Origin of the sequence: Streptomyces sp. NPDC086835 (assembly GCF_044745705.1) — a bacterium.
GTDB lineage: Bacteria > Actinomycetota > Actinomycetes > Streptomycetales > Streptomycetaceae > Streptomyces.
The window spans coordinates 32,305-58,674 of the sequence record NZ_JBIVAU010000015.1 but is presented as its reverse complement, the minus strand read 5'-3'; the positions used below and the strand labels follow the sequence as shown (position 1 = coordinate 58,674).

The 26,370-nt window shown below is 68.6% G+C and carries 25 protein-coding genes and 5 pseudogenes; 19 read left to right on the top strand and 11 right to left on the bottom strand.

What is annotated here, in order from left to right; all coding sequences use genetic code 11:
* Positions 1-137: 137 nt before the first annotated feature.
* A complete protein-coding gene (locus ACIPJI_RS33785; RefSeq protein ID WP_356622421.1) occupies positions 138-557 on the bottom strand; it encodes a hypothetical protein in 420 nt (139 codons plus the stop codon).
* Between the two features lie 507 nt (positions 558-1,064).
* Between ACIPJI_RS33785 and ACIPJI_RS33780 the strand changes: the two genes are divergently transcribed.
* The 4 genes and pseudogenes from ACIPJI_RS33780 to ACIPJI_RS33765 form a co-directional block, all read left to right on the top strand.
* Complete coding sequence (locus ACIPJI_RS33780) at positions 1,065-1,331, top strand: hypothetical protein (protein WP_307711149.1); 267 nt, start codon at positions 1,065-1,067, stop codon at positions 1,329-1,331.
* A 345-nt stretch (positions 1,332-1,676) separates the two neighbouring features.
* Positions 1,677-1,832, top strand: a pseudogene (locus ACIPJI_RS33775) (XRE family transcriptional regulator); the annotation flags it as partial.
* Between the two features lie 461 nt (positions 1,833-2,293).
* A pseudogene (locus ACIPJI_RS33770) lies at positions 2,294-2,593 on the top strand (transposase family protein); the annotation flags it as partial.
* A 30-nt stretch (positions 2,594-2,623) separates the two neighbouring features.
* A pseudogene (locus ACIPJI_RS33765) lies at positions 2,624-2,722 on the top strand (Imm7 family immunity protein); the annotation flags it as partial.
* 55 nt (positions 2,723-2,777) lie between these two features.
* Here the strand turns inward: ACIPJI_RS33765 and ACIPJI_RS33760 are convergent.
* The 8 genes from ACIPJI_RS33760 to ACIPJI_RS33725 form a co-directional block, all read right to left on the bottom strand.
* A complete protein-coding gene (locus tag ACIPJI_RS33760; RefSeq protein ID WP_402250682.1) occupies positions 2,778-3,494 on the bottom strand; it encodes a hypothetical protein in 717 nt (238 codons plus the stop codon).
* 75 nt (positions 3,495-3,569) lie between these two features.
* On the bottom strand, positions 3,570-3,887 hold the full coding sequence (locus ACIPJI_RS33755; protein WP_402250680.1) for a helix-turn-helix transcriptional regulator: 318 nt from the start codon (positions 3,885-3,887) through the stop codon (positions 3,570-3,572).
* 208 nt (positions 3,888-4,095) lie between these two features.
* Positions 4,096-5,124 carry a Gfo/Idh/MocA family oxidoreductase gene (locus ACIPJI_RS33750; protein WP_356622428.1) on the bottom strand — a complete coding sequence of 343 codons (1,029 nt, stop codon included), beginning with the start codon at positions 5,122-5,124 and terminating at the stop codon, positions 4,096-4,098.
* Complete coding sequence (locus ACIPJI_RS33745) at positions 5,124-6,149, bottom strand: Gfo/Idh/MocA family protein (protein WP_402250679.1); 1,026 nt, start codon at positions 6,147-6,149, stop codon at positions 5,124-5,126. The genes ACIPJI_RS33750 and ACIPJI_RS33745 overlap by 1 nt, the downstream gene beginning before the upstream one ends.
* Positions 6,146-6,895 (bottom strand): HAD family hydrolase, encoded by a 750-nt coding sequence (locus ACIPJI_RS33740; protein ID WP_402250678.1) that lies wholly within the window; start codon positions 6,893-6,895, stop codon positions 6,146-6,148. Before ACIPJI_RS33740 ends, ACIPJI_RS33745 begins: the two co-directional genes overlap by 4 nt.
* The gene (locus tag ACIPJI_RS33735; protein ID WP_402250675.1) at positions 6,892-7,356 is read right to left on the bottom strand and encodes a PTS glucose transporter subunit IIA; all 465 of its coding nucleotides are present in this window, start codon (positions 7,354-7,356) and stop codon (positions 6,892-6,894) included. Before ACIPJI_RS33735 ends, ACIPJI_RS33740 begins: the two co-directional genes overlap by 4 nt.
* Positions 7,353-7,583: a glucose PTS transporter subunit EIIB gene (locus ACIPJI_RS33730; protein WP_356622432.1), complete on the bottom strand. Its 231-nt coding sequence runs from the start codon at positions 7,581-7,583 to the stop codon at positions 7,353-7,355. Before ACIPJI_RS33730 ends, ACIPJI_RS33735 begins: the two co-directional genes overlap by 4 nt.
* Positions 7,584-7,763: 180 nt before the next feature.
* Positions 7,764-8,492, bottom strand: coding sequence for a GntR family transcriptional regulator (locus ACIPJI_RS33725; RefSeq protein ID WP_402250673.1), 729 nt, complete (start codon positions 8,490-8,492; stop codon positions 7,764-7,766).
* Between the two features lie 305 nt (positions 8,493-8,797).
* Between ACIPJI_RS33725 and ACIPJI_RS33720 the strand changes: the two genes are divergently transcribed.
* The 8 genes and pseudogenes from ACIPJI_RS33720 to ACIPJI_RS33685 all read left to right on the top strand — a co-directional run.
* Positions 8,798-10,033, top strand: a complete 1,236-nt coding sequence (locus ACIPJI_RS33720; RefSeq protein WP_307711158.1) for a PTS transporter subunit EIIC — start codon at positions 8,798-8,800, stop codon at positions 10,031-10,033.
* A gap of 44 nt (positions 10,034-10,077) precedes the next feature.
* Positions 10,078-10,344, top strand: a complete 267-nt coding sequence (locus ACIPJI_RS33715; protein ID WP_307711159.1) for an HPr family phosphocarrier protein — start codon at positions 10,078-10,080, stop codon at positions 10,342-10,344.
* Positions 10,341-12,032, top strand: a complete 1,692-nt coding sequence (gene ptsP, locus ACIPJI_RS33710) for a phosphoenolpyruvate--protein phosphotransferase (protein ID WP_402250670.1) — start codon at positions 10,341-10,343, stop codon at positions 12,030-12,032. The genes ACIPJI_RS33715 and ptsP overlap by 4 nt, the downstream gene beginning before the upstream one ends.
* A gap of 1 nt (position 12,033) precedes the next feature.
* Entirely contained in the window at positions 12,034-12,813 is a 780-nt protein-coding gene (gene nagB, locus ACIPJI_RS33705) for a glucosamine-6-phosphate deaminase (RefSeq protein WP_356622436.1), read from the top strand.
* Positions 12,813-13,733: an ROK family protein gene (locus ACIPJI_RS33700; protein ID WP_356622437.1), complete on the top strand. Its 921-nt coding sequence runs from the start codon at positions 12,813-12,815 to the stop codon at positions 13,731-13,733. The genes nagB and ACIPJI_RS33700 overlap by 1 nt, the downstream gene beginning before the upstream one ends.
* Before the next feature lie 101 nt (positions 13,734-13,834).
* Positions 13,835-14,818: a hypothetical protein gene (locus ACIPJI_RS33695; RefSeq protein ID WP_402250668.1), complete on the top strand. Its 984-nt coding sequence runs from the start codon at positions 13,835-13,837 to the stop codon at positions 14,816-14,818.
* Positions 14,819-15,042: 224 nt separating this feature from the next.
* The gene (locus ACIPJI_RS33690; protein WP_402250667.1) at positions 15,043-15,540 is read left to right on the top strand and encodes an ATP-binding protein; all 498 of its coding nucleotides are present in this window, start codon (positions 15,043-15,045) and stop codon (positions 15,538-15,540) included.
* A 261-nt stretch (positions 15,541-15,801) separates the two neighbouring features.
* Positions 15,802-16,014: pseudogene (locus tag ACIPJI_RS33685) on the top strand (IS481 family transposase); the annotation flags it as partial.
* A 2-nt stretch (positions 16,015-16,016) separates the two neighbouring features.
* On the opposite strand, the gene ACIPJI_RS33680 reads toward ACIPJI_RS33685, so the two are convergent.
* Positions 16,017-16,901: a LysR family transcriptional regulator gene (locus tag ACIPJI_RS33680; protein ID WP_402250665.1), complete on the bottom strand. Its 885-nt coding sequence runs from the start codon at positions 16,899-16,901 to the stop codon at positions 16,017-16,019.
* 269 nt (positions 16,902-17,170) lie between these two features.
* On the opposite strand from ACIPJI_RS33680, the gene ACIPJI_RS33675 reads away from it, so the two are divergent.
* From ACIPJI_RS33675 to ACIPJI_RS33645, 7 genes and pseudogenes are all read left to right on the top strand, one after another.
* Positions 17,171-18,265 carry a M20 family metallopeptidase gene (locus tag ACIPJI_RS33675; RefSeq protein WP_402250714.1) on the top strand — a complete coding sequence of 365 codons (1,095 nt, stop codon included), beginning with the start codon at positions 17,171-17,173 and terminating at the stop codon, positions 18,263-18,265.
* Positions 18,262-18,867 carry a hypothetical protein gene (locus ACIPJI_RS33670; RefSeq protein WP_356622440.1) on the top strand — a complete coding sequence of 202 codons (606 nt, stop codon included), beginning with the start codon at positions 18,262-18,264 and terminating at the stop codon, positions 18,865-18,867. The genes ACIPJI_RS33675 and ACIPJI_RS33670 overlap by 4 nt, the downstream gene beginning before the upstream one ends.
* A gap of 100 nt (positions 18,868-18,967) precedes the next feature.
* A pseudogene (locus ACIPJI_RS33665) lies at positions 18,968-19,270 on the top strand (PP2C family protein-serine/threonine phosphatase); the annotation flags it as partial.
* Between the two features lie 811 nt (positions 19,271-20,081).
* On the top strand, positions 20,082-20,813 hold the full coding sequence (locus tag ACIPJI_RS33660; protein WP_356622441.1) for an IclR family transcriptional regulator C-terminal domain-containing protein: 732 nt from the start codon (positions 20,082-20,084) through the stop codon (positions 20,811-20,813).
* Between the two features lie 48 nt (positions 20,814-20,861).
* The gene (locus tag ACIPJI_RS33655) at positions 20,862-21,191 is read left to right on the top strand and encodes a putative quinol monooxygenase (RefSeq protein ID WP_356622442.1); all 330 of its coding nucleotides are present in this window, start codon (positions 20,862-20,864) and stop codon (positions 21,189-21,191) included.
* A gap of 1,271 nt (positions 21,192-22,462) precedes the next feature.
* Positions 22,463-22,801, top strand: coding sequence for a MerR family transcriptional regulator (locus ACIPJI_RS33650; protein ID WP_356622443.1), 339 nt, complete (start codon positions 22,463-22,465; stop codon positions 22,799-22,801).
* Positions 22,802-23,049: 248 nt separating this feature from the next.
* Positions 23,050-23,253 (top strand): cold-shock protein, encoded by a 204-nt coding sequence (locus ACIPJI_RS33645; RefSeq protein WP_008735947.1) that lies wholly within the window; start codon positions 23,050-23,052, stop codon positions 23,251-23,253.
* 387 nt (positions 23,254-23,640) lie between these two features.
* On the opposite strand, the gene ACIPJI_RS33640 is transcribed toward ACIPJI_RS33645, so the two are convergent.
* The gene (locus ACIPJI_RS33640) at positions 23,641-26,325 is read right to left on the bottom strand and encodes an ATP/GTP-binding protein (RefSeq protein ID WP_402250662.1); all 2,685 of its coding nucleotides are present in this window, start codon (positions 26,323-26,325) and stop codon (positions 23,641-23,643) included.
* Positions 26,326-26,370: the final 45 nt, after the last annotated feature.

Here is a 26,370-nt window from a genome sequence, read left to right as displayed (position 1 = left end):
GCCGCTGGGTCAGCGTCAACTGCTTTCCGTACGGGATCCTCGCCGGTCTCGCGCCTCGTCCTGCCGAACGAGAGGCCAGGAGGCGTGTGGTGACTCGAGTAAGCGTGTTGCGGCCTGTTGGCGTGGAAGGTGGCAGGCTAATTCCAGCGGAAGAAGACCTGGTCGCCGTCGTCGCAGGTGTAGCTGTAGTAGGCGCTGGAACTGCCGCTGCAGGCGAACACGTCCACGCTCGAGACGGTGGGGCTGGGGCTGTTCCATGCCCAGCTTGCGGCTGGGTTGCCGGCACCGCACGCCTTGCGGCTCTCTACTCGGTTGAAGGGACTGTCCGTGTAGTGAAAGGTGACGCGGACCCAGGCACAGTAACCATCGCCGGGGGGAGTGTCCTTGACAGTGCCGCTGAGGTACACGGTGTTGCCGGAGACCGACACGTTGCCGACCACGCGCGCTCCCGGACGCTCGAAGGTGAATCCGGTTGCCGCCGATGCCGGGCTGTGGGCAAGCATGCTGATGCCCAGGGTTGCTGCGGCTGCGCAGGCGAGGGCTTTCCATCGGTTCATGCGCTGTCTCCTGTTCTCGGGCCGGACCAGTGGGCAGGGCTTGCCTGTCCGGCGGTAAGGGCACGATCACCACGATCCGCAGTGCGGCTCATCCGCGCAGCCCCAACGGCTGTCCGGGACATGTCCCGGACAGCGCAGCCGGCCGAGGCGATGCCGGCCGTGGTTGCCGAGCACGACCCTTCGCGGCGGCCCCTTCACTGGCGTACCGGCCCTCCGTGTCTGCCCCGGATCCGGTCGTGGCGCGGTTCAATGGCGGCCATGATGCGTAGAACGTCATCCACCGCCGTCGTCGCCGTCGTTGTCGCGGTCGTCTTCGCCGCCCTCACGTCGTGTTCCTCGGATTCTTCGGACGGGTCCCCCGCCGAGGGCCGGCCCGGTGGGTCCGGCTCCGGGCAATCGGCGTCGGACCCCGGACCGACTCCCACAGAGACGGCCACGCCGTCTCCCTCGCCGACCGGGCCGTGCGCTGACGGCACGTGTGAGATCGAGGTCGCCGTAGGGGACGTCGTGACAGTGCCGGAAAAGTACGGCCTCGGGCCGATCGAGGTGACGGCGATCACCGGCGGCGAGGTCGAGATGGTCGCGCCGCTGACGGGGTCGGGCTACAGCGTTTCGGGCTGCTCCGGTGGCGGCAGCGTGTCCTCGGAGGGCAGCGGCGGCGTCCGGCTCAGCTGCGGCAAGGGACCCGCCGCGACCATCAACGACGCCATGAGCCTGGAGGTCGCAGAGATCCTCGACACCACCGCCCTCCTCCGTATCGACCCCGCAGGGTGACGTACGGCTCGGCCCCCTGGGGCAGGATTCCGTGAAGGGTGCCGAGACGGCGCAGGGCCAGTGGGCGTGCGGGCGTCCCCTTCTGACGTCAGACGGAAAGGGCCTTTTGAATGCGCAGCTCAGGGCGGCCATCGCTCAGGGTCCTGGCCTGGGGCCTGTTCATCGTCGGAACGACCACGTTCGTCATCAACGCCGAGGCCCTCATGAACGGCAAGGCCGTCGAGTGCGACGGCAGCCCGATGAGACCCGGTCAGTGGTGCGTGAAGGTAGGCGGCGAATCCCACAGCTACGACGAGGAGGAGAAGAACGAAGCCCGTGGAGAACTCGTCGGCTACGCCGGGGTAGGCCGCCACCATCGGCATCACCGTGGAAACAAGCGCCCGGTTCGGCTACACCGCACCCATCGGCACCACCGACGACGGCCGCATGCGCCGCCTGACCGTCCACCTGCCCCCGGAGTACGCCAACCGCCTCTTCGACGCCCAGCAGCAAGGCGCCAGCCGGTCCACTGCCTTGGTGGTCTCGCGCTGGACGAGCGGCCGGTTGCCCACTTCGGGCCACAGGCAGATCCAGGGTGCTGTCCTTCGGCCGACGCGCTGGGGGCCGCCGCCGAACTGGACAACACCGCGGCCGTCGCCCAGCTCATTAAATCGTTGGCTCTGTCGCACATCCGGTGGTGACGGACGGTGATTTGACGGTGGAAGGACCCACCGATCAAGGAGTGGCAGGTCAGCACGTTGCAGCGCTCGCTGTCCGGTTCGGCCGACCTGCACGGTGCCTGCCGATGTGCGCCTGGCGTGCCAGGGCGGCTTCCTCACGGCAGCGCCGTCCACTCGTGAAACAGCGAGGTCAGGGCGTCGATCGCACGCTCTGCAACTGGCGGCGGCAGATTCTCACACTCCGTCACCACCGGATGTGCGACAGAGCCGATCATTTGACAGACCCAATCGTGCTCCGCCCATGATCTGACCGCTGCCCGCCGCCACGGGATTATGGACGCTGTCGCTGCCGCGGGGCTGAAATGCTGGGCGGACAACGCGTACCACGGCGCCAGCCGTCCCGTCCGAGTGCCGTTCCGGGCCGTTGCCTCAAGCCCTGGCAGCGCAGGCACAACAGCATTTACGCCAAGATTTCGGAGTGTCGGTGAGCAGGCCATGGCCACCTTGAAGGCTGGGTGCCTGCTGCGGAAACTCCGCTACAGCACAAACCGAATCACCGACATCGTGAAGGCCGTTCTCGTCCTTCATCGCGCCTCAACGTGAGGTGGGAAAAGGCTCTGGGACAAGCCGCCCGGTCCAGGCGCCTTCCATGTCTGTGTCATCGCCAGAGGCGAAGTGCAGGTCCATTTGGACTCCTTTCTTTCGCCCGGACGCCCGGTCGTCGAGGACTGACCGGGGTGGTGTGTTCCAGGAGCTCTTCGGGCGGCCACGGGTCGTGGCGGCGGCGTCAGTCCGCGGAGACCCGCTCCAGCTTATTGATCTGCTCGGTCACCAGGCTTTCCGGCAACTCGACGGACGCGCCGGTGCCACTGGCGGTGTAAAACAGCACGACGGTGGCACCGCTGCGCACGACCGCGATGGGTTCCGGTGATTTGCCCTTGGTTGTCAGCTGGAAGGCCACCGCATCGTCGCCCGCGTCAGGAGCGGTGATGGCTTCAACAGTGGTGCGTGCGGGCACACCGCCGTCGTAGGAGGTGCACTTTTCGAGAGAGGTACGGAGGTCGGAGAGAATGCGCTCGGCGTCGGACTGCTCGTAGGCCATGAGGCCAATGGTGGTGGCGGAGCCGGCCGAGGGGCCGGAGGTTGCGTAGGCCAGCTTGCCGACAACGACTTGGGGAGACGGGTCGAGGTGGGCGACACGAACGTTCTCGACCGGCTGGCAGGCGGCGGGCTCGGCGATGGAACGGCTGTCGGGCTTCGCAGGCGGCCAGTCGGTGATCTGGAAGCCGTCCGCGTCAGTGCCGGACAGCGCGGCGGACTTCAATCGGTCGGTGCTGAGGGCGTCGGCGGGGGCCTGGGTTGGGGTTTGCTTGGTCTTCGCGGATGCCTGCGGGGAGGAAGGGCTGCTCTTCGCTCCGGTGCCGTCGGCGGTGGTCCCGCCGTTGCCGCATCCGGTCAGGAGGGCCGCTGTGAGGAGCACTGACATCGTCGCCTTGACCCGCACTTGCTGACTCCTAGCTCTCGGCATTCGTTGGTTCGCTCTTACTGGGCGGGGAGAGTCGCGGTGGTATAGGTGAGACTATGTAATCTCATCGCGTAGCTCGGTGCGGGCCTGGAGAGCAACAAAGGCGGCCCGGGACGTGACACCGGTCTTGCGGTAGATCCGGGCGAGATGGGTCTCGACCGCATGGGGGCTGAGACAGAGCCGGGTGGCGATGGCGGGAGTGGTGATGCCTTCGGCGACCATGGCGGTGATCTCGCCTTCGCGCGGGAACAGGGACACGAAGCCCGGCCGGTCGCTTGCGACGGCGGACATGGAGGCGCTGATCTCGTCCGCCAGGTTGACCAGTTGCTGGGCTCCGCCTCCCACGTCGAGGTGCCGGGGGCGCTCCCACATGACAGGCGCGCTAGGGGGCGGTGACCGCAAGGGGCATCGGGGCTGCTGGCTTGTGATGACACGCTGTCACGTTCCTGTGGCCACGTCGCAATCGGTCGAGAGGCCGCTCGATGCTCAGCGGCACATCGAGGAAGCGCCCAAGCTCGGCTGATCCCGGTGAAGTCGACCGAGGGAAGGGCCTCTGCCGGGAAACAGTGGCGGGGTCGGCTCACCAAGCTGCAGCGGCCTTGACTACGGGCTGGCCGGTGCGGAGGGATTCGTAGGCGGCCAGGACGGTTCGAAGGGTGCGTAGTCCGGTCTCCCCGTCCGGATGGGCTCGCTGGCCGGTGCGGGCGGCAGTGAGGAAGCTGTCGAGCATGGCCTCGTTGAGATCGACGGCGGCGGGCTCCCAGCGGGTGGTGGCTTGGGTGGTGTCATAGCCGTCGAGGAGCGGCGGAAAGGCGTCGAACTCGACGACGGCGCGCTCCCCGACGCAGGAGAGAGTCAGGCCTCCCCAGGTGGGGTGGGAGGACGGGTGGCTCCAGCTGCAGTCGATGGTGGCCACGAGTCCGCGGGCGTAGGTGAGGGTGAGGAGGCCGGCGGATTCCACCCTTGGTTCGTCTTCGTGGTCCGGCGCGAGGTGGGTGTTGGCGACGGCGTAGACGTATGTGGGTTGTTCGCCGTCGAGGAGGACGTCCAAGAGATCCGCGATGTGCAGGGTGTGGTCCATGATCGCACCGCCGCCCGCGAGGGCCGGGTCGGCGAACCAGGGCCGTTCCAGGCCCGGGGGACGGGAGTTGTTGACGCCGTGAACACTCAGGAGGGACCCGAGGGAGCCATCGGCAAGAGTGTGGCGCAGTGCCGTGAATGCCGGGTGGAAGCGCACAGGGTATGCGGTCATGAGACTGACACCGGCCTGCTCGCAGGCGTCGATCATGGCGCGTGCGTCTGGTTCGGTGGTGGCTAGGGGCTTCTCGCACAGGATGTGTGCGCCTGCCGCGGCGGCCTGTTCGACGAGCTGCCGGTGGCGGCTGTTCTCGCTGGTGACGATGACGGCTTGGGGGCGCTCTGCGAAGACCTCGTCGTAGCCGGCCCTGTAGGTGACGCCGAGCTCATCCGCCAGTGCCTTGCCGCGCGTCGGGTCCCCGGGCGGGGCGTCGGGGTCGGTGGTGATGAGCTCGATGTCGCCACGGTCGCGCAGCAGCTCCACATACGCTGCGGCGTGCACATGAGCGAAGGACAGGACGGCGACCTTCATCAGTGGCTTCCTTCCATGAGCTTGGGCGGACAGTCGTCGTCGACCGCGACGGCCAGGCCGGTTGCTACGGACTGGCGGGCGGCTGCGGCGATGCGAACGGCTGCCACACCGTCGAGCGCGTTGACACGGGGGGCGCTGCCGCCCTGGAACGCGGCGGCGAACTCGCGGATCTGAGTGGCGAACGGGTCTTCACCGAAGTCGCCGGTGGGTACCCCGGCGGCTTCGGCGCCGGCTTGGCCGATCAGTCGCAGCGACGGGTGGGCGAGGGAGTCGTGGGTGAGGGTGCCGTTGGAGCCGGCGACGTGGAACGTGTAGCGGAACGGGGTCGCGGGCGGGCCCCATACGCCCAGGACCTGGGAGATCACGCCGGATGCGTGGGTGAGGGTGGCGCTGCCGGTGGCCACGGGCCCTTCGGAGGCGGAGGCGGGCGCGGTGAGGTGGCCGCGCTGGGTGGCGTGGATGGAGACGACGTCCCCGAAGAGCCACCTGGCGATGTCCATGTCGTGGAGCATCTGGTCGGTCACGATTCCGCCGGAGAGCGCTGGGTCCGAGAACCACGGACTCCATGTCGGATAGCGACCGGTACGGGTGAAACGGGCCACCGCGACGCGGCCCAGCGCACCGGAGTTGACGGCGTCGCGGAGCCGGACGTAGGCGGGGAAGAACCGTACGACGTGCCCGGGGTACAGCTGACGTCCCGCTTTGTCTGCGGCGTACGCCATCTCCAGGGCATCTGCCGGGGCGAGGGCCAGCGGTTTCTCGCACAGTACGTCCGCCCCCGCCTCGAAGGCGGCCAGAGCGATGTCGCGATGGGTGGCGGTGGGAGTGCAGATGTCCACGACCGTGGCCCACTCCAGCGCTTCCTCGAGGGTGGAGGCCTCGGTGACTCCGAAGTCTTCGGCGAGACGGGCGGCCTGGCCGTCCGTCGAGAAGACGCGCACCCGCGCGCCGAGGGCGATCCAGGCCGGCAAGTGGGTGCGTGCGATGAAGCCGGCGCCGATCATGGCTACGTCGAGTCTCTTCACGTTTTGGCCTTCTTGTCGTTGCTTTCCCGGGCCGTCTGTTCGGCGTTGATGGATCTGCGTACGTGAAGTAGGTGTCGGGGGGTGAGATCGGGAACTGTCCAACGCGCTCCGGCGCGGGTGAGATCGGCTGCGTCGGCGGTTGTGGTGACACCGACGATGTCCCGGACACCCGCGGCGGTGAGAGCTTGGATTCCCGAGGGCGAGTCCTCGAAGGCGAGGCAGTGCTCAGGCCGTGCCCGCAAGGCCGCGCAGGCCCTCAGATAGCCCTCGGGTGACGGCTTGCCGCAGGTGATCTCCTCCGAGGTGATGACGAAGTCCACCAGGTGGCGCACGCCGAGGACATCTTCAAGGAGGTGCTGGGCCCACTGCGCTCCGGCGCTGGTGACTACGGCCAAGGGGTACTTGATACGCAGTTGTCGGATGAGAGCGGCGGCGCCGCGCACGACCTTCACACTGTCGGCGTGCTCCAGGGTGAAGGCGGTCATGGTGGCGAGGGCGGCAGCCGGGTCCGTTCCTGTCCAGGGCCCTGGCACGCCCGTGATGATGTCGCTGGGCCGCCGTCCCATGTAGCGCTGTTCGTAGTCGGCGTCGGTCACCTCCACGCCCCATGTGTCGAAGAACGCCTGCCAAGCACGGCGGTGCACGTCTTCACTGAGTACCAGAGTGCCGTCCAGGTCCAGGAGGACCGCCTCACAGGGAGAGCTGGTGTCGAACGTCTGTCGCGAGCCCACGTCGGGGCGGGTCATGACGCAGCCCAGTTGAACATGAGTGCACCGGCCTGGATCGGACCGGTAACAGCCGGCGGCTGCGCCGATCCGGGCGGGCCGTCGAGCACGACCACAGGGCATATCGCCGACAGGCCGTGCGCTCGGACCGCGGCGGGGTCGAAGGTGATCACGCCATGGCCGACCTCGACCCGGTCTCCTTCCACGACATGCGTGCGGAAACCTGTTCCCTTGAGCCGCACGGTGTCGATGCCCACATGCACCAGAACGCCGATCCCGCCGGCGGTCTGAATGACGAACGCGTGCGGGTGCAGTTTGACCACTGCACCGGCGACAGGTGCCACGACATCGACGGGTCCTGTGCCAGAGAAGGGTTCCACCGCCAGTCCCGGGCCCACCATCTGAGCTGCGAAGACCGGGTCGGGCACCTTGCCGAGTACTGCAAGATCGCCGGACAGCGGGGCATGGACGGCGAGTCTCACAGCAGCTCCTTGATGTCTTCGGCCAGGCCGTCCGCCTCGGCGCCGACGACGACCTGCACGATGCCGGCCGAGACGAGGACCCCGAGAGCCCCTGCCTTCTTGAGGGCAGCGACATCCACGGCGGCCGAGTCGTTCACCTCGGTGCGGAGTCTGGTGATGCAAGCCTCGATGTCGGCGATGTTGCCGGCCCCGCCGAGGCCTTCGACGATCAACCGTGCTTTTGACATGGGTCCCCTCCAAATGGATCACCTTGGGAATGCATGCCCGACAGGGGGCAGACTGGTCATGACCAGATATAACCAGAAGGTACTTCGTCAGGCGTCCATCGCGCAACGACGACTCCGAGAATGTCGTGGACATGTCAAATCATTCGTGGATGTGTGCCCTTCCGCCCGGGGAGGGTCAAATCACCTGTCGGTGAGCGTCATGTGCAGCTGGTACCGGTCGGCACGGAACCATGAGAAGGCGTGCTCGATGGGCTGCTCGCCGCTGTAGGCGATCCGGTCGAAGGTCATGACGGCGGCGCCTGTGCGAACGCCCAGCAACGCTGCTGTCTCGGAAGAGGCCGGCCCGGCTCCGACCGTCTGCTCCGCGCGGGAGATGGGATGCCCGAAGCGCGTGGCCAAGGTGTCGTAGATCGAGGCGGTGAAGTCCACGCTGTCCAGCTCTGGAAGGGTCTCGGCGCTGTACCACGCATCCTCGACGGAGATAGGTGTCGCGTCGGCCAGTCGGAGGCGGCGGACATGCCATGCCTGCTGACCCTCGGCCATCTGCAGTGCCGTAACAGATGCGGGGGGAGGGGTGTCCTGGCCGATGGACAGGACGACGGTGCCCGGCTCCAGGCCGAGGCGGCGCATGTCCTCGTGGAACGAGGCCAGGCGCAGTTCGGAGCGGTAGGCCCGCTCGGCCACGAAGGTCCCGCGCCCGTGGACGCGGACGGCCAGGCCCTCGCTCACGAGCTGGCTGAGTGCTTCGCGTACCGTGACGCGGCTGACGCCGTGGTCGATGCACAACTGCCGCTCGCTGGGGAGTGCGTCCCCGGGTGACAGCTGATTGGTGCACATGTCGACCAGGATCGCGCGCAGCTGTGCGTGCTTCGGCACCATGCCCTTGGTGACAATCTGCTGTCCGGCCACTGCGACCCCGCTTTCCGTCCAGGGCGACGCGCCCCTACTGGTTATTACCAGTATGCATCATGCCTTCACCTTACCCCCGCCTCCGGCCGGACCGGACGGGGGAGTGGGCGAGCCCCGGCGGCAGTGCTGTCGTTCGCTCCGATAACGAGCGCCCCAGGCATTGACACCCGCGTGGCGGCGAGGTCATGCTGAAACTACTGGTCATAACCAGATGGTACCGGTCCTGTCCACTGACCGTTTCTGCCGTGCCGGGTTTCCGCCCGTCCCATCGGCTCCCTTCCTCCTGCACACCCCTTGAGGTCGTCATGAGCACCAGCACAACCCCGTCCACCGGCCGCCGACCTGGCTTGGCGGGCCTGCAGAAGCTGGGCCGCAGCCTGATGCTGCCGATCGCCACGCTCCCCGCCGCAGGTCTCCTGCTGCGGCTGGGGCAGGACGATGTCCTTGGCCGCTTCCCCGCCCTGCAGGACACCGCGCACGTCATTTCCGCTGCCGGCGGGGCGCTCTTCACTCACCTGCCCCTGATCTTCGCTGTCGGCATCGCCATCGGATTCGCGAAGAAGGCGGACGGTTCCACCGCACTGGCCGCCGTGGTCGGGTATCTCGTCCTGGAGGGCGTCTTCGAAGCGATGTCGCCGGTCGTTCTCGAAGGACAGAAGGACCCTGCCGGAGAGCAGGCCCTGGTCAACTTCGGGGTCCTGGGCGGCATCGTCATCGGTCTGCTGGCGGCGATGCTGTGGCAGCGCTTCTACCGCACCGCGCTTCCGCCCTATCTGGGCTTCTTCAGCGGACGCCGGCTGGTGCCCATCCTGACGGCCGTGACCGCTCTCGGCGTCGGCGTTCTGATGAGCTTGATCTACCCCCTGTTCAATGACGGTCTGACCTCGGTCGGCGAGGCCGTCGACAACAACAGCATCGTGGGCGGCGGAATCTACGGCACGGCGAACAAGCTGCTGATCCCCCTCGGCCTGCACCACATCCTCAACTCCGTCGTGTGGTTCATCCTTGGCGACTACAACGGTGTCCAGGGCGACCTGAACCGCTTCTTCGCGGGCGATCCCGAAGCCGGCATCTTCATGACCGGCTTCTACCCGATCATGATGTTCGCCCTCCCTGCCGCAGCCCTGGCGATCTGGCGCGAAGCCCGTCCCGAGCACCGCAAGGCCGTCGGCGGCATCATGCTCTCGGCCGGACTCACCAGCTTCCTCACCGGCATCACCGAGCCGATCGAGTTCTCCTTCCTCTTCGTCGCCTGGCCCCTCTACCTCGTGCACGCCGTGCTGACCGGCACCTCCCTCGCCCTGGTCAACGCTCTGGACATCCACCACGGATTCACCTTCTCCTCCGGGCTCATCGATTACGTCCTCAACTGGGGCAAGGCCACGAACCCCCTCCTGCTGATCCCCATCGGCCTGGCCTACGCCGCCCTCTACTACGTCCTGTTCCGGTTCGTCATCCGCCGCTGGAACCTGCGCACTCCCGGACGAGAGGAAGAGAACCCGGATTCCGCGCAGGAGCGACAGCCCGAACCTGCGGCCTGACGTCAGCCGCATACATCCCTGAGAACCGTCGAAAGGAACCGTCCATGGCGCAGCGCGTCGTCTCCATCGGCTCACGCAGCGGACTGCACGCCCGGCCCGCCGCCACCTTCGTCCAGGCCGCCGCCCAGGTACCGGTCCCCGTGACCATTGCCGCCGACGGCAAGCCCCCGGTCCCCGCCAACAGCCTGCTGGGCGTCATGACCCTCGGCGCCGGCTACGGCGACCAGGTCACCCTCACCGCAGAGGGGGACCAGGCGGAGGCCGTCCTGGAAGAGCTGGCAACCCTGCTGAGCGAGGAGCTCGACGCGTGAGCGCCGCCTCCACCACGATGACCGGCTACGGCGTCAGCCCGGGGCTGGCATGCGCCCCACTGATCCGCATGGCGCCGCCGGTCGTCACCGACCCCGCCGAAGCCCCCGGCGACGATCCGGCGCACGAAGTACAGCGCGTGTGGCAGGCCCTGGCCGAAGTCGCCGAGCAGTTGTCCGCGATCGGGGCGAGCGGAACGGGCGGCGCCATTCTGGAGGCCGGCGCCGCCATGGCCAGCGACGTTGCTCTGGTCCAGGCCGCCGCCCGGCACATCTGCGACGGCGTACCCACCGCCCACAGCCTCACCCTCGCCGTCGACGACTACTGCGGCCAGTTGGAGGGACTCGGCGGCTACATGGCCGAACGCGCCGCTGACCTGCGCGACGTCCGCAACCGGGCGGTCGCACTCCTTCTGGGCGTACCCATGCCCGGCATCCCCTGCCCCGGACACCCCTTCATCCTGGCGGCCGAAGACCTCTCGCCGGCCGACACCGTTGGCCTGGCCGACAGCGACGCGGTGGGACTGCTCACCGAGCGAGGAGGCCCGACCAGTCACACGGCCATTCTCGCGCGCAGCCTTGGTCTGCCCGCCGTGGTGGGATGTGCCGAGGCCGCCGCTCTGCCGGGCGGCACGCCTGTCATCCTCGACGGCCGGGCCGGGACCGTCGAAGCGCATCCCACCCCCGAACGCCGACAGCAGGCCCTGGAAGAACAGGCTCGAGTCCGGCAGCAGCGCCGCGCACACGGACCTGGACGCACGGCCGACCAGCACGCTGTCGCCCTTCTTGCGAACATCGGCACACTCGGCGACGCCTCCAGGGCAGCCCAGGAGGACAACGAGGGCGTGGGGCTGTTCCGGACGGAATTTCTGTTCCTGGACCGCAGCGAGCCCCCCACCATCGATGAACAGATCCACGCCTACACGCAGGTTTTCACCGCATTCGAGGGCCGCGCCGTGACCGTCCGCACCCTTGACGCCGGCTCCGACAAGCCCCTGCCGTTCCTGCGCCTTCCGCCCGAGGACAACCCGGCGCTGGGCGTTCGGGGCCTGCGCACCTCCACGGTCGTGCCCGGCATCCTCGAGACCCAGCTCAAGGCCCTCGTCGCAGCCCAACAACGCACCGGCGTGCAGATGAGGGTCATGGCACCCATGGTCTCCACCGTGCAGGAGGCCGCCGAGTTCGCCGACCTGGCCCGCAGCTACGGAGTACAGACCGTCGGCATCATGATCGAAGTACCAGCAGCAGCCTTGCTCGCGAACGATCTGCTGCAGCACGTCGACTTTGCCAGCATCGGCACCAACGACCTTGCCCAGTACACACTCGCCGCCGACCGCACCGCCCACACCCTCGCTCACCTCCTGGACCCGTGGCAGCCGGCCCTGCTCACCCTCATTGCCCAGGTGTGCAGCGCCGCCACGGCACTCGGCCGCCCCGTGGGCCTCTGCGGTGAAGCCGCAGCCGACCCGCTCCTCGCCCCCGTCCTGGTCGGGCTGGGCGTGAGCAGCCTGTCCATGGCCACACCGGCCGTCGCCGCGGTCCGTGACGCACTCACCCAGCTCACCTTGCAGGACTGCAAAGACCTGGCCGCGAGCGCGCTCTGCGCCAGAGAACCGGCCGCAGCACGCGCCACCGTGCTGCGGATGAGTGACGCCTTCCCCGCCACAGCGAGCGAACGGCAGGAGGCCTGACATGGAGGTGGTGCTCCTCCCCGACGCCGACGGGGCCGCCCGCACTGTCGCGGGCATCATCGAGCGCGCGATCGTCGACGGTGTGAAGACTCTGGGGCTGGCCGCAGGCTCCTCGCCGCTGAGCGTCTACCGGGACCTGATCCGCCGCCACCGGCACCAGGGGCTGGGCTTCGCAGGTATCGACGCCTTCCTGCTCGACGAGTACGTGGGACTCCCGCCCTCCCATCCCCAGTCCTACGCCCAGGTGATACGCCGCGAGCTGGTCGACCACATCGACCTCGACCCCACCCGGGTACACGCCCCGCAGGGCACGGCATCGGACCTGCAGCAAGAGGCCCGCCGTTTCGAGCGCGCACTCACCGCGGCGGGACCGGTCGGCGTGCAGATCCTCGGGGTCGGCGTCAACGGCCACATCGGCTTCAACGAGCCGGGCTCCTCCCTCGCCTCACGCACCCGGCTCAAAACCCTCACCGACGACACCCGCCGCGACAACGCGCGCTTCTTCGGCGGAATCGACCAGGTGCCCCGGCACGTCATCACCCAGGGGCTGGCCACGATCGGGGCGGCATCCCACCTCGTGCTGATCGCCACCGGTCCGCACAAGGCCCATGCGGTGGCCGCCGCCGTCGAAGGACCCGTCACCGCGCAGTGCCCCGCATCGATCCTTCAACTGCATCCGCACGTCACGGTTGTGGTGGACGAGCTCGCCGCCGCCCGACTGGAACAGCAGCCCTACTACCGCTACATCGCCCGACACAAGCCCCCCGGTCAGGGGTACTGATGAGCCGCCCCGCCAATGTCGTCGCCGTCGACCTCGGCGGCACCACCATCAAGGCCGCGCGGTTTAACCCTCAGGGGGTGGCCGAGGAGTCCCTGCGGCTGGCCACCCCGTCCTGCGAAGGGCCCGCAGCGGTTGTCGCTGCCGTTGTGCGGACCGCCGCTGCTCTCGTCCGTCCCGGTACCGCAGCCGTCGGCCTGTGTGCCCCAGGGCTGATCGACGCCGATGCGGGTGTCGTCCGGTACGCCTCGAATCTCGGCTTGCACAAGACGCCTCTCGCCGCAGCCGTGAGGGACAGGCTGCACCTGCCCGTCACGCTCGAGCACGACGTCCGCGCAGCGTGCCTGGCCGAGCAACGCCTCGGACTCGGCGCCGGCGTACAGGACCTGCTCGTCGTCGTCCTCGGCACCGGCGTCGCTGCCGGAATCGTCAGCAACGGCCGGATCGTACGAGGCGCCCAGGGTTTCGCCGGCGAATTCGGCCACATCCCCGTCCATGCCGACGGTGAGCTCTGCGCCTGCGGCCAGCACGGATGCCTGGAGGCCTACGTGTCAGCCAGTGCCCTGGTCCGCCGCTACCGCCGCACCGGGAACACCGCGCAGAACGCGGCCGACATCACCGCACGGCTGGACACCGACCCGCATGCCGCACGGCTGTGGGCCGAGGGAACCGACGCTCTCGGCAGGGCGCTCGTCACCTCGACCGTGCTCCTGGACCACCAGCACATCGTCCTGGCCGGCGGCATGAGCGCGGCCGGAGAAGCACTCACCGCCCCCGTCCGACGCACCCTGCGGCGCGGACTCACCTGGCGCGCCGCGCCGTCCGTCGACATCTCGCCACTGGGCGCGGATGCGGGCCTTCTCGGAGCGGCCTTGCTGGCCGCAGACCTCAGGGCTCCCGCCCTCCCGCAATGGACACATTGAAGCCACCACGCCGGGACAGCACACGCCGAGGATCGTCCTGCGGCCGGCAGCAATGGCGTCGCCACCGGCACGTGGACGGCGCATGAAAGGAGCAGGTCACGGTGTGGCCTCGAAAACGAAGCCAGCGGCCTCCCCAGCGGCTGCAGCCCGAGCTCGATGACTGGCCGCTGATCCGCGCCCTGACACATCTGGAAGCGCAGATCGCGGCCCAGGGCAACAACTTGGCCGAGTGCAACGACCGTGGCGCCCTCACCTACCCGATAGAGCAGGCACTGCGCGATCCGGGAGAGGACTGGGACCGGCGGATGCACCGCCTGCTCATCTTCACCACGCTTCCCGACGCGCACGTCCTGGCAGGCCAATGGCGCGCCTGGAATCCTGCCAGTGCCGACGCAATGCTTCTACAGGCCTTTGCCGACATCACCCGGGCACGAGCCGGCGGCGCCGGCAGCGATCTGGGCGCCACGGTCTCCCTGTGCCGGGATGCCGCTGAGCTGGCGCCGGCGGACCCTGCCCCCTGGGTCGGGCTGCTGAGCTACTACCGACTCCTGCGGGCACCCTGGGCCCTCGTTCACCCCATATGGACGGCCGTGAAGACGCGTGATCCGTGGAATCGCGAGGCTCACTGGCAGATGCTGCACTACGTCTCTCCGGAGGAATGCGGGTCCAACGTCCTGACTGTCCAGTTCACCGACTCGGTCGTTGCCTCTGCACCCTCGAGCTCCCCCGTAGCGGCTCTGAGCCTCACTGCCAGCCTCAACCGGTACCGCAGGGCTCTGGCAGCCGGAGGAATCACCGCGCTGACCGCCCGCAGGCACTGGGACCAGCCCCACGAACGCGTCCTCGTCGACCAGGCGCTGGCAACCTGGCCCCGGCCTGGCTTCCTGAAGCACGCAGCCGCACTCGCCGACCTGAACCTTCTGGCCTACGTGCTGACGAAAGCCGCACGCGTGCGGGACGCCTGGCCGGTCTTCGAAGCAACCGCGGCGATCGCCACCTCCTGGCCCTGGGAACTGGACGGCGATCCGCTGAAGGAGGTCCGGGAGTGGCACTCACGGGCACTACGAACCAGGAACCAGCGGTGACTCCGGTGACCAGTCCAAGCCGCTGGCAGGAAGGCCACAGGCGAGAACAGCCCCAAAATCGGCCGTGACCGCTGAATCCGCAAAGATTCCGCGCATTTAGTGCGATATCGAAATTGACAACCTCGCGCTGCGAGCTCAAACTGGTCATATCTGGTTATAACCAGTTGAGCCATCGGTCAGCGGACGTGACGACCACTTGTCTCATCCGCGGAAACGAGGTCGTGATGACTGCTCAAGCACTCCCTGAACTGGCCGAGCCGGTGCGACAGCTCACACCGAACGCATCCTGCAGGGCCACTGCCACCGACCAGCTCGGCGAAAGCCCTTGGCACGCCACAGCCGACTCGCGAGATCGACACCTCGCCCTGGGGAGTGCTGATGCCAAAGATGTCAGTCGAATTCGCCGCCTTGCGAAGGAATTCCTCGATGACCTGACAATGTCCCTGACAGCACTCGACGACGCCCTGCTCATCATCTCCGAACTCGTCACCAACGCAGTGCTCCACGCCGTTCCGCCGACCACGCTGCGCCTGCGCTGCACCCAGGAACACCTCCTACGGATCGAAGTCACCGACGGCGGCCCACGCCCCACCCCACCGGCGACAGCCGATCAGCAAGAGGAGCACGGCCGGGGCATGATCATTGTTGACGCCGTGGCAGTTCGATACGGAACGATTGCACACCTGGGCGGATCCACCTGTTGGGCGGAGCTGAACCTCTGATGGCGGTCGGTCCCGGCCTGCGTACCGCATTCACCGAGTTCCCGGTGAACTCCGAGCGCGCGAAGCGCACCACTGGCCTGCCCTCGACGAAAGCGGGCGGCTCGCTGGTACGGGTGCGGCGTGGTCCAGTGCCCGAGAGGTCAGCCCATTGGGCTGTGGGGGGTCAAAGCCCATCCCAGGACATAGCCCTCGAGTCGGCATCCCGCTACGGGCGCCCGTAGCCGACCTGCTGCCAGCAGCACGTGGGAGAGCCGGGCGCGCGGGGTGACCCCCGAGCGGGTCCTCACCGACAACGGCTCGGCCTACCGCTCCCGACCCTGGACCCAGGCCTGCACCGAGCTCGCGATCACTCCGAAGAAGACCCGGCCCTACCGGCCACAGACAAACGGCAAGGTCGAACGCTTCCACCGCCCCCACACCGCAACCGGCGGCAAACCGCCCGTCACCAGGTTGACCAACCTCCCTGGGCAGTAGAACTAGTTCACGGCGTTGCGCAGCAGGTTCCGCAGTTGCAGCGCCGTCGGCAAGGGGGTGGCAGGCAGCGCGATGTGCAGAGTGCGGCGCAAGGCGGGGTCGGTGAGGGGGCACAGGACGAGTTCCTCAGGCACCGCCCAGGCGGCCAGCGACGGCACCAGCGCCACTCCCAGCCCGGCGGCCACGTAGCCGAACTTCCCGGTCCACTCCGCGATGCGGATGATCCTCCTGGGAGCGAAGCCCGCCCGCGCGCAGGCGTCGGCGAGCATCGTGGGACGGTCGCCGTACGCGTTTTGCAGCCAGGCTTCGTCGCGCAGTTCGCGGAGGTCGATCGCCCCGGCGCCGGTCAGGCGGTGCCCACGCGGGAGGGCGACGAACAGTTCGTCCTCGCACAGCACGGTGGTCGTGACCCCGTCGGCCGACGGAAGCCCGTACGGATAGTCGCTGACGACGGCGATGTCCAGTGCCCCGTCCGTGAGCCGCCGCATCAGCGTGTCGGTCGGGCCCTCGACCGCGACGACCTCGACATCCGGCGTCGCCTCCTGAAGCGCCCGCAGGGCGGCCGGCAGCAGCGAGATGTTCGCCGTGGCGAACGCTCCTGCGTGCAGCAGCCCGCCGCGTCCCGCGCGCAGCACGGCCAGTTCCCGCTCCGCACGTGCCAGTCGGTCGAGCACCTCCACGGCGTGACGGTGCAGCGTCCGCCCCGCGGCATTGAGCCGTACACCCCGCGGCAGCCGTTCGAACAGCGGCCCGCCCGCCTGCTGTTCCAGCGTGGCGATCCGGCGGGACACCGCGGACTGCGTGTAGTTGAGCCGGACCGCCGCCTTGGTGAACGACCCCGTCTCGGCCACCGCCACGAGCAGCCGCAGCGCGTCGTTCTCGAACACGTTCCTCCCGCCGCCAGGGCCTTTCTCCGGCCCTGGACATCGTCCCCGACACATGCCTGCGACGCATGGATTCCATGCAATCCAGTCGCTGGTGACATTCCTTGCCGCGCCCTAGCGTCGTTCGTGCGGCGGCGCTGCGGAGGAGGCGGGCGCACGGCCGCTCCACCGACACGTGTGATCCGAGGGGGAGATGCGTGATGTTGCGACGAGGTGAAGAGGTGGGGCCGGTGGGATCTGTTGACCGGGGGGCCGCGCTCCAATTGCCGGTGATGCTCGCTGATCTGAAGGAGCTCGTCCGGTGCGAGTCCTTCTCGGGCGACCACGCCGCGGTGGCGCGCAGTGCCGAGGTGGTCGGCGCCATCGGTACGAGGTTGCTGGGAGCCGAGCCGGAGACGATAGTGATCGACGGGGTGACCCATCTGCGGTGGGCCTTCGGCACCCCGCGCGTGCTGCTGGTGGGACATCACGACACGGTGTGGCCCATCGGCTCGCTCAGGTCCCGTCCTTGGTCGGTGGCCGGCGGGATCGCCCGCGGCCCCGGGGTCCTGGACATGAAGGCGGGCCTGGTGCAGATGTTCCACGCGCTGGCCTTGCTTCCTTCCCCGGACGGGGTGTGCATCCTGGTCAACGGGGACGAGGAGGTCGGCTCCCCGACCTCCCGGCACCTGATCGAGGAAACCGCCCAGGGGTGCGTCGCCGCCTTTGTGCTGGAGGCGGCCGCGGACGCGAGGGGCGCGCTCAAGACCGCCCGCAAGGGCACCTCACGGTACGAAGTCGTGGTCCACGGCAGGGCCGCCCACGCGGGTCAGGAACCGCACAAGGGGATCAACGCCGCCGTGGAGGCCGCTCACCAGGTACTGGCCCTCGCCGGCATCGGGGCAGTCGCGGGCACAGCTCACCCCCTCATGGGCGCCGCGACCGTCACGCCCACCCTGCTGTCGGCCGGCAGCGCGTGCAACACGGTGCCCGCGACGGCAAGGGTGTCGGTGGACGTACGCGTACCGACCGCGGCGGCACAGGACCGGATCGACGGGCTCGTACGAGAACTCATCCCCCGAACGCCCGGTGCCCGGCTGGAGATTCTGGGCGGCCCCGGGCGGCCGCCCATGGAACCGGAGTCCAGCGCCGATCTGTTCGCCCTCGCCTCTCGCGTCGCCTCGGAACTGGGCCAGGCGCCCCTGAGCGCAGCCGCCGTCGGTGGCGCCTCGGACGGCAACCACATCGCGGCGTCGGGCTGTCCGACCCTGGACGGCTTGGGCGCCGTGGGTGATGGAGCCCACGCGGACACCGAGTACGTGGAGGTCGCACAGATGGTCCCCCGCGCCCGCCTGTTGGCCGAGCTGATGAGGAGGACCTTGCGATGAAGCAACCGACACGACACCTCGCGCTGGTGTTCACCGCGCTCACAGCCGCGGTGACCCTGGCCGCCTGTTCCACCGCTCCCGGTACGGCACCGGCCACTGAACCGACACCCACGGACACCACCACGACGATCGACGACCTGCTGACGCCGACGGAGAGCACCCCACCGACGCACTACCCGTCCGCCACCACTTCCGCGCGGACCGCCGCCAATGTTGCGCTCTGGTACGGGTCCGGAGGTGAGGAGCAGATCACCGGCGTGCACCGCCTGGCCGAGGAGGTCCACTCCCACCATGACGAGGAGATGTGGGTCATCGACTTCACCTGGTTCTTCGATGGCGTCCGCGAGGCCCAGGAGTACCCTCCCATCCCCGACCCGAAGACCCAGGCCGCCTGGTCGGCCGCCCTCAAGGACATCAGCGAGGGTGGCGGCGCCGTGTACGACGCGACGCGGCTCGGCACCGGAGACAGCAGCCAGAGCGCCGAGGAGGCCAGGCAGGTGGAGCGGGGCTGGAAGGAACTCGCCAAGGGCATCAAAGGCCTCAAGGCGGTCGAAGAACGGCTCGGCCGGACCTTCGGACTCGAACCGCTGACGGCTCCCTGAGAGGTCGCGCCTATCAAGCGGCAGGAGGACGGCCGACGACAAGGGACGCCGCAGTCGAACGGCGGTTCCGGAACCGCCAATTCACAGTCACGGTGATGACCTGCCCGAACAAACCGCCCTGGAGGTTGCCAACCGGTACCGGCCCGCGCAGGCAGGGGTGGGCGGGGACTGGTTCGACGTCATCCCCCTTCCCGGGGCACGGGTCTCCCTGGTGGTCGGTGACGTGGTCGGCCATGGGCTGCACGCGGCGGCCACCATGGGCCGACTGCGCACCGCCGTCCACAACTGCCCCCTGGGACTGGGACTGGGCGGGGAGCCCTTCGAGACTGCCGAGCTGCAGCTGACGGAGGAGGGATCCAGCCTGGTGCTTTACACCGACGGGCTGGTCGAAGACCGCAGCCGCGTCCATCTCGCCGCGCTCCCGCAGCCGCGCCAGGTGCCCCGGTGCCACCAGGTCGGTGCGCGCGGCAACGAGCAGCTGCACCGTCGGCGGCAGCCCGTCCACGTCGAGGCCGGTGATGCGCTCGGGCTGAAATGTCAGCCCGCACATGTCCACCAGCCGGTGCGGTGGCGCCTCGTCCGCCGGAACTCTGCTGTTACCGCCACCTGCGCCGACGCCAGCGGAGCCATGCGCCGTCGGATACGGTCCCCAGCTCCTGTGGCGCCACCATCCCCGCGCCCTCGTCCGACAGGAGCTGAGGCTCGAGCATCCGCCGGGCCTGGTCCTCGTCAACGTCGCTCTCCCGAGCCCACCGTTCAACGATCGAGGCGAGCTGCGCCTCGTACGCCTGGGGGTCCGACATCTGCATGCCCCGCCCTGTCCGGGCGAACACCGCCCAGTGATCCGCGTCGAAAGCCTCCGCGAGCCGCCAGAACGGCTCCGCGACCTCCCACGCAGGCGAACAAGCGATCCCGCCAGAACACACCAGAGTCGTGGCACGCGGGGGCCGCACATTCCGCTGCACCAGCCGATAGCCCAACGCGTTCGCTTCAGCCCTCCCCGCCCCATGTGCCGCCCGTGACCACGTCGAACCGACGCGGATCCGCTGTGTGATTCGCATCTCCACACTCTCGAGCCCAGGAAATGCACAAATTCAACGTATCAGCGGTAATGGCACGGGCCCTCGCTGCTGAGCCGAGCTCACCTGGGCGAACCTGGGGGCGCGACGGCAGTACCCTCATGGCGCCGACGCCCACCCGAAAGGATCAACGCCATGTCCGGGCCCCAGTCCGTGGACCGAGCGCTGGCCCTGCTGGACGCTGTGGCCGATGCGCCGGGACCGCTGAGCGCGAAAGCACTCGCACGGCGTGTGGGGTGTTCACTGTCGACCGTGTACCACCTGCTGGGACCGCTGACGGCGCGCGGGTATCTGATCCGGGGACCGGAAGGGTACGCGCCCGGGCCGCGCGTTCCCTTTCTGCACCGGTCCTTCCAGCGGCACCTGGGTGCCGGCACCGCGGTCGCCGCGCTGCTGCCGCACGTGCGACGTACCACCGGTGCCGAGGCCTACTTCACCGCATACCGCGGCGGATGCATCACCGTCATCGACACCACCGCCCCTCTCACCGACAGCCAGAACCCCTTCGTGCCCGGCCTGGAGACCCGGGCGCACGCCACGGCCCACGGCAAGGCCCTGCTTGCCTCGCTTTCCCGAACCGAACGGCGGCGCTACTTCGCCGGCCACGGGATGGCCCGCCTCACCGAACGGACGATCACCGACGAGGAACGCTTCGAGGCAGAGCTCGCGAGCGTCCGGCAGCGAGGTCTGGCGGTCTCCGTGGGTGAGGCGGACCCGGCCTACGCCTGTCTCGCCGTACCGCTGCCCCGCCGTCCGGACCATGTCCTGTCGGCCTCCCTTCCCCTCGCGGACTTCCAGCGCCGCCGGGGCGAGATCAGTTCCCTCCTCACGCTGGCCGCGGCTGCGTTTCCGGCAGCGTCGGAATGAGCCCGCCCGCAACTGGCCGCTGACGGTCGTGCGCCGCATCGTGGAGCCATGATTTTCATCGCCGTACGCTTTACCGTCCGTCCAGAGCACGCGGACGAGTGGCTGTCTCTCGTGGGTCCCTTCACCGAGGCGACCCGCGCCGAACCGGGCAACCTCTTCTTCGACTGGTCCCGCAGTGTCGACGACCCGAACAGGTTCACGCTGCTGGAGGCGTTCGCAGATGACGCCGCCGCAGCCGCCCACGTACAGTCCGGCCACTTCAACGCCGGGCTGGCCACGATGGCCGCCGCCATCGCCGAGACACCCGAGATCATCAATGTGACCATCCCCGACCAGCACGGTTGGGGCCCCATGGCCGAGCTTGCCCCGCAGGCGTAGCCCGGGCTCCTGGCGAAGGTGGAGCGCGGCAGCCGAGCGGACGAACGCAACGGTGGCATCGGCAGAGACTCGGCCCGGCACCGACCGGGCCAGGAACCCGAGCACCCCGTGAGCAGATCGGTTCCCCCTGTGCACGACCTGTTCGTCGGCGAACAGGTCGTGCACAGCCTCCACCTTCTCCTGGTCGGGGGAGCCCCTCCGGGCGGACAGCGGCTATCGGGCCAGATCACCCGCATACCGCCAGAAATGAAATACGACGCACGTCATGGCTCAGGAACGACCGGCCGCACACAGTGCCCACGGCACCCCACCATGTGCCGGCACCCAAACCACCGCCCCCGATCCCCCCGCCAGACCTCAACCGCCGCAGCGGTAGAGCTCGAGCAGCAGCGGGGAGGGGTGACCGCCCCTCACACCCCGCTGGAGTTCGTCCCGTCCCTCACGGCGACGCAGGCCGCCCCTCGCACCCGTCCGTGTCGTTGTTCGAGGCCGATTACCTGATCGGTGAACGCGCAGAAATCTATGTCGGCCGGAGTAGACATTGGGTGGTGGTGTGGTTATGGTTTCTCCCGTAACCAAGAAAGACCGCAGGGCCCGGCAGAGACGAACTGCCGGGCCAGCAGCACACGCAGTTGCAGTTCGCAGGACGGTGCGGTGACGGAGTTTCGAAGCCAGGGTTGTTGCAGGACGGCGACGGGACTGGTGACCGGACCGGGCGGCCCGCAGTGATCAGGGGCCGCCGTGAGCAGTACCGCAGTTAACGCAGTGGCAGTACCCGTAGTAAGTGCAGTTGGCAGTACCCAGCAGTGAGATCAGTGAGTGGTACCTCGGTGAAGGCGTCGGCTGCGGGCGCGCGCACCGGGAGGTTCGGCAGTGGGGTTCTGAGCCAGAGCAGATGCAGGATGGGCGACGGGGCTGGCTGCCGAAGTGGCGCTGTGAGAGGCCACCAGCAGTACAAGCAGTTCGCAGTAACAGCAGTTCGTAGTTCCCGTTTGGTAAGTGATTGATCCAGAGGGAAGAACGGAGGAGCCAAGCGCCATCAGGATCGCCCGGGTGAGCAGTACGAGGCCCGGGTACCGCAGGACATCGATAGCGAGGTGGTCTCCGGTCACGCATCCGCGATCCCCGCACCCCCGACAGCATCTCGGTCGGGTTTGCGGAAACAGTAGGCCGGCGCAGCATCAGGGCCGGCAGATGGTGTAGCAGTTCCTTCGGGGCCCGGGTGCCAGTACGGCACCCGGGCCCCTCCACGCGTTCACCAGAGAGGTGCAATGACAGCAGACGACACGTACGGCCGTCTCGATGACGACGATTACCCCGCCTACACGATGGGCCGGGCCGCCGAGATGCTCGGCACCACCCAGGGCTTCCTCCGCGCCATCGGCGAACACCGCCTGATCACACCGCTGCGCTCGACGGGCGGACACCGCCGGTACTCCCGCTACCAGCTGCGCATCGCCGCCCGTGCTCGGGAACTCGTCGATCAGGGGACGCCCATCGAGGCGGCCTGCCGGATCGTCATCCTCGAGGATCAGCTCGAGGAGGCACAGCGCATCAACACCGAATCCCGCCGCGTAGCCGAATCAACGAATCCAACGGCCGCGGCTTGAGTTGGGGCCGCGCATGCGGGCCTGCGGCGGATAGGCGCGCACCTGGTCCAAGGCGCGACGTGTACAGATTTGCTGTGGTGACAGCAGGTGCGGACGTGTACCGTCTGGGTCAGCTGTCGTGGTTCGGAAGTTCCCTTTGCCCACGCCTCGGCGTGGGCGTTTTGCTGTGCCGTGCCGCAGGAACCAGGGCGATCACCTCCGCCTTCCGCACGGTGTGGGAGGCGTTCATCGACTGGAAGGCATCAGACATGGCTACGGGAACTGTGAAGTGGTTCAACGCGGAGAAGGGCTTCGGCTTCATCGCCCAGGACGGTGGCGGCCCGGACGTCTTCGCCCACTACTCCGCGATCAACTCCTCGGGCTTCCGTGAGCTCCAGGAAGGCCAGGTCGTCACGTTCGACGTCACCCAGGGCCAGAAGGGCCCCCAGGCCGAGAACATCAACCCGGCCTGACCGCTCGCCGCAGCCGGCGGGATCCGAGGCGTACCGAAACAGGGTTGCGCAGCTGTTGCTGCGCGGCCCTGACCTGTGTCGAGAGTGGAGTCCGGCCAACGCACCCCGCGATAGGTCGACAGCAGTCGCATCGTTGCGCTCGCTACGTCTGCCGCATCCCGACCTCGGACAGTTGCTCGATCCGATCCGGCGTCAGCTCCGGCACGTTCATCACGCCTTCGTGCAGAGGTACGAAAAGCTGAACATCCCCGTTCTGTCCCTCGAGCCTGAGTTGTACGCGGGAACGGGCATCACCCCGCTGAATCCCACCTGACACGTCGCATCCAGACGCCGGCTCGCAGGAACGGCGGCGGCCGTTTCCACTGGGAACGGCCGCCGTTTGCATTCTCAGCGCGCGTTGCGCAGGTACTCGCGCCGGGCGGTGACCAGCGCCCGCCATCGGATGCGGGTGGCCTGCTCGCCGTCCAGCCACCGTGCCGCGGAGGGGACATCGAGGGCGAGACCGGCCATGAAGTGGGCGAGGTCGACGTAGTAGGCGTAGTTGCCGGACTGGGTGAGGTGGCGGAGTCGCGCAATGGCGGCCGCCAGTTCGTTGTGTGCGTTTCGGGCGGCGTGGTGGAAGCACGCGGCCAGTTCAAGGGTGGTTTCCACGGATGAGAGGCCAGCGATGCTGATCTCGGTGCGCAGGTGCGCGGCGCGGTCTTCCCAGTCCGCGTGCCTGCCGGCGTCGCGTACGAGCGCGGCGATCTGAGCGTTGATGCGCGACGCGCGAATGTTGACTCCTGACAGGAGCTGTTCTGCGAATTCAAGTTCGTCGTCGGTCTCGTCCGGATCGAGGAATGCGAGGGCAAGGGCGCGCATCGACTGAGCGGTGGCCGCCTCACCTGCTATCGAGTGCTGCTCCGCTTCGATGCGGCCGGCTTGGTAGGCGGCAGCCGCCCGTGCCATCTCACCCTGTACCCACCACACTTCCGCCCGTACCCGGTGGTGCCGCCCTTCCCAGCCGAGGGTCCGAGCAGCTTCGATGACGGTGGGAAAGTCGCCGACGAGGCGGCTGAGGTGGGCAAGGCCACGCTTGGCGGCCGGTGCCAGTGGGCCGCCCCCGGCAATGACGCGCTGCATGCCGAGGCGTGAGTCCTCGGTCCGTCCGAGGTCACGCTGGGCCTTGGCCAGGTAGTAGACGGCCATCTCGTGCAGGTCGGCGGGCAGCAGCCCGGTGGCTGCGACCGCGGCGAGCCGGTCGGCGGTGCGTTCCCGGTGCTCGTGCTGTCGCCGGGCGAGCGCGCTGAGCAATTCGACCAGGGCATCAGCGGCCGTCTCCAACGTGCTGGCGGAGTCAGTCCGGGTGGGTGGGGCGAGCGGCTCCCATACGGAGTCGCTCACGTAGCCCCACGCTGCCTCCGCGAGCCACCCCAGGCCGAGGCGGAAGTCGCGGGCGAGCAGCAGGCCTTGGCGTAGGCAGCTGACGAGCAGCATTCGGTCCCGTCCGGTACCCGTGGCCCACTGCTCGCCGAGCGCGGCGAGGGCACGTGTCGCGGCCTGGTGCCAGTCGCGCGGGGACCAGCGGTCGTCAGCCTGGTCGTCGGCGTTGCGCACGGAGGAGCGGATCAGGCCGTGCAAGTGGTAGGGCCACAGCCCGAAGGCGTTTTCGCGGACGAAGGGCCTCTCGATCAGCCGCATTGCCGGTGCCTCGTGGGTCATGCCCGCGACTCGGGTCGCCAGAGGGAGGTCGAAGGCATCCAGCAGGGCGACGGAGCGCAGGACGTGCCGCTCCTCGGGAGTCAGATCGGACAGAGTACGGGTGATCAGGGCGCCGAAGTCATGGTCGAAGTCGGCCGGGACCGGCTCACGGCCGGTGCGGCGGATCTCGAGAAAACGCATTACCGACAGGTCGAGGTAGAGCGGTAGGCCGTGGGAGCGGTCGGCGATGACCTGGCGGATCTCAGCGTTGATGAGGGGCTGGCCGTCGCGGGCGAGCCGGCGGACGAGGTAGTCGTCGCAGTCCTCGGGGGAGAAGTCCCCCACCAGCACCTGCCGGCCGCCGCTCCGTGCGACCCCGGTCGCCGCAGTACGGGCGGTCGGCACGACGGCGGAGGCGGCCAGACCGGGCCAGGCCGCCGGTCCGGTGTAGTCGAGCTGGCCCTGCAACCCAGGCTCGGCCCACTGCAGCCGGGAACGGCCGGTGACGATGAAGAACGCGTTGGGCATCAGCCACACGACCCGCTGGATGAGGCGCTCCAGGTCACGGTGGGTGCGGTCGCCGACGTCCTCGAAGGTGTCCAGCAGGATCACCGGCGTGACGCTCTTGTCCGCGGGGAGCTGGGCGAGCTCCCAGGCCAGCAGGTGCGGATAGAAGGACAGCGCCTCCAGATCGGGATCTGCCTCCAGCAGATCGGCGAGCCTCGCACACCCGGAGAGCGCGCGGACAGTCTGCCGCCGCTCCCGCAGCGCCCTCGTGAGGGAGCCGGCCACCGCACCAACCGCCGTACCCACACTTCCCGGCAGCAGCAGTGCCTGGGCGACGTCCGCCAGCGCGGCCTGCACCTGCTGCGGCATCGCCTTGCCGAACCGGCCGATCAGTCCGCCGCGGCGCAGGTACTCCTCCAACGACTCCCCAGGGTGCTGCTGCTCCCAGTAGCGCCGCAGCGCCAGGTCGAAAGCGGGCAGCGGGCGGCCTAGTTCGGCGAGCGCGGCCCGGATCGTCAGCACGAGCTGCTCGAAATCCGTGTTCGCGGAGCGGGCCAGGTCGATGCGTACGGGCAGGATCCGCTCGCCGCTCCAGGTGGGTTCGCCCCACTGAGCGGGCCGGTGCTCGGCGCCGGCGAGCGCGTTCTCGAGTTTGCGGGAGAGCGTGGTCTTGCCGATGCCGCCGACTCCGTGGAACACGATCAGGTTGTTGCGCGGGGCTTCGAGGTCCTCGACGTCGAAGCCTCGATCGGCGGTGTGCCGCAGGTGCTCGGCGAGCGCGGCCGCGATCAATTCCCACTGCAGTTGGCGGTTGGTGAACGCCTCCGCAGTGGCCATGCCCCGGTCGTTGCTGCTGAACAGCGCTCGCAGATCTCTTCCCGCCACGCCAACCCCCGCTAGATGATCAACCGGCCCCAACCTACGTCCTGC